Annotated in this window: 3 protein-coding genes; all 3 read right to left on the bottom strand. The window is 62.4% G+C overall.

Annotated elements, in window-relative coordinates; all coding sequences use genetic code 11:
- Positions 1-93 precede the first annotated feature (93 nt).
- Positions 94-1,017 (bottom strand): ABC transporter permease, encoded by a 924-nt coding sequence (locus tag EN893_RS27110; RefSeq protein WP_127270303.1) that lies wholly within the window; start codon positions 1,015-1,017, stop codon positions 94-96.
- A 14-nt stretch (positions 1,018-1,031) separates the two neighbouring features.
- Positions 1,032-2,090, bottom strand: a complete 1,059-nt coding sequence (locus tag EN893_RS27105) for an ABC transporter permease (protein WP_127270302.1) — start codon at positions 2,088-2,090, stop codon at positions 1,032-1,034.
- On the bottom strand, positions 2,083-2,867 hold a 785-nt coding region (locus tag EN893_RS27100), incomplete at its 5' end, for an ATP-binding cassette domain-containing protein (protein ID WP_128361915.1). The genes EN893_RS27100 and EN893_RS27105, both read right to left, overlap by 8 nt.

Below are 2,867 nucleotides of genomic sequence, written 5' to 3'. Positions count from 1 at the left end.
GGCACAGACATCGGCGATCCTTGATGCTTGTCCATGAAATCCGCGAAGTCCAGAAGGATGCGGGCGGCGGGGCTCATGAACCGGGCAAGTTCCTTATTGTTTGTCTTGTCGTAGATAGACCCTGCCGAGGAAGGCCGGCTCGCCGGAGCGCCGGCCGCCCAATGAGCCTGCCACCAGCACGACAAGCGTCAGCAAGTACGGCAAAGTCATCATGAGATAGACAGGAACGTCGGCGCCTATGGCTTGTAGTCTAGGCACAAGCGCATCCGCGCTTCCGAAAAGAAGCGCACCCCAGAGAGCTCGAGCCGCGTTCCAGCGCGAAAAGATGACGAGCGCAACGGCAATCCAGCCGCGCGACGCGACCATTCCCTCCACCCAGACATGACTTGTGGCGACTGAGAGATAGGCTCCGGCGAGACCACAAAACAGCCCGGATGCCAGGACAGCCCCGAACTGAACCAGTTGCACGTCGATACCCGCGACATCCGCGGCGGCCGGGTTTTCCCCGACGGACCTCAACCTGAGGCCATGTCGGCTTTTGGAAAGCCACCACCAGAGCGCGCCGACCAGGGTCGGCAGCGCCAGCGTAACCGGGTCCTGCACCGCGAAAATGCGGCCGAATGCCGAACCGCGGTCTATCCCGAAGAGGTCGCCAAGTGTGGAAATGCCAGAAAAGGTCTTCTGCACGTAGGGTCGCCCCACGACCCCGGTGATGCCCAGTCCGATTGCGACGACGGCTAGGCCGGCGAGCGTATGATTGGCGCGCAAGGCGACTGTCGATATTCCAAACAGCAGAGCGAGAGCCATCGCGGCCGCTGAGCCGGCGGCAAGACCAACCCAAGGATCGGCTCCGGAAAGCACCGTCATCGCGCCGGTCATGGCACTGACCGCCATGAGCCCTTCCGCTCCAAGATTGAGAACGCCGGCTCTTTCGCAGATAATGAGGCCGAGGCTCGCCAGCAGCAACGGTGCCGCATAGCTCGGAATGATGGCAATCCAGCCGATCAGAAAATCCATGCAACTGCCCCTTCCTAGTTCTTGGGCCGTTTGAGCGAATAGGAGCTGAAGAACTGCGCCATCAAAATCGACATCAGTACCGCGCCTTGCATCAGCACGATCATCGCTTCGGAGATCGAGTAGAAAACCTTCAGGACATTCCCGGCGGTGAACACCGCGCCGAGCGCGAAAGAGATCACGACCACCCACAATGGCTTCGCGCGGGCCAGGTAGGCGATCACGATCGCGCTGAAGAGATAGCCGTTGCCGACGGACTGGTTGAGGCGGTGCTCCGTCCCCGCCACGATCATCATGCCGGCAACGCCTGAGAGAGCGCCGGAGAGCAGCACGAGCCCCACGGCTATGCTGAGCACCGGCAGGCCCGTGGCGAGCGCGGCCTTGGCGTTGAAACCTACAGCATCCGCGTAGAAGCCGACCCGGCTGTGTTCCATGACGAACCAGATGGACAATGCGATAACGGCGACCAGGAAGATTCCGGCATGCAACTGCCCCCATCCCAGAACGGGAAACCAGCTCGCCTCGGGAAAGGTGGCGGTCACGGGAAAGCTGTTGGAAGGGTCTCTCCAGACCCCGAACAGAAGATGCTGCACGAGCAGAAACGCGACGCTTCCCAGCAGCAGGGTCGAAATAACCTCGTTAACGCCCCACTTGAGTTTCAGAAAAAGCGGAATCGCAATCCAGGCGGCTCCCGCAAGCGCTGCCAGAACGAACATCGTCGGCAACCTCAGCACTTCAGGCCCGCTGCCGTTCAGCGCCACCCAGGTTGACGCGATCGCGCCGAGCCATAGCTGGCCCTCCACGCCGATGTTCCAAAACCGCACGCGCATGGCAACGCCGGAGGCGAGGCCGACTAGCACCAACGGTAAAGCGGCCGTCGCCGTCTGGGAGAGGCCGTCCGAGGTCAGAAAAGTTGCAATCAGGAACTCATCCACAAGAGCGCTTGCCGGCACGCCCGCATGCACGAGCAGCACCGCCGAAACCGTCAGCCCGACCAACAGTCCGCCAACATAACTGAGACTGGTCAACAAGAAGCCGGGATTTTGCCTGCGAACAAGGAAAGCTGTGTCAAGCATGGCCTGCTAAAAGGCCTCCTATCCATTCAGGCGTGACGTCGCCGGTCTGACGGCAGCCGACGATCCTTCCTCTGTTCATGACGGCCACCCGATGGGACAGGGACATGACCTCCTGGAGATCCTCGCTGATCAGAAGGCAGGCCGCGCCGGCTTCCACAGCTCCGCGGATCGCCGATCGGACGAACTCGGCCGCTTTCATGTCCAGCCCGCGAGAAGGGGAATGCGCTATGAGAACCTTCAGGCCGTGATCGAGCTCCCGCGCGAGCAACACTTTCTGCGCGTTTCCTCCCGAGAGCAAAGAGGCCGGCCGTTCCGGCGTCGCGCCGCGGATATCGAACGCATCGATGGCCTCGGCGGCCTTCTCGCGCATCGCCCGCCGGCTCAGGAGAAACGGACCGCCGAAGCTACCGCTGGCGACGGTCGTGAGCGCGAGATTGTCGGCAATGGAAAGCTCCCGGATCAACCCGCTGTCAAAGCGGTCGGAGGGGATGACGCGCAAGCCGGCCTCGCGGCGCTGGTCTGGCTTGGCGGTGGATATGTCCTGGCCATCCAGTACGATCGCGCCGGCACCGGCACGGTCGAGTCCGAGAAGGCAGGCAACGAGTTCCTCCTGCCCGTTTCCACCGACGCCGGCGATGCCAAGGATTTCGCCGACATGCAGCTCGAACCCGAGATCGTTCAGGCTTTGCCCGTGAGCGGTCGCCCGTGCGGAAAGCCTTTCCACGCTCAGACACACATCGCCCGGCCGAGATGACGGCCGGCCCGCAACCGTCAAGG

Source organism: Mesorhizobium sp. M7A.F.Ca.CA.004.04.2.1, from assembly GCF_004022825.1.
Lineage (GTDB): Bacteria > Pseudomonadota > Alphaproteobacteria > Rhizobiales > Rhizobiaceae > Mesorhizobium.
Note: the sequence above shows the minus strand (reverse complement) of the source record. Positions and strands in the feature narration are given on the sequence as shown.

Excerpts from the sequence above, each read along its gene's own strand:
- EN893_RS27110 (WP_127270303.1), bottom strand. The coding sequence starts at position 1,017 with ATGGATTTTCTGATCGGCTGGATTGCCATCATTCCGAGCTATGCGGCA.
- EN893_RS27105 (WP_127270302.1), bottom strand. The coding sequence starts at position 2,090 with ATGCTTGACACAGCTTTCCTTGTTCGCAGGCAAAATCCCGGCTTCTTG.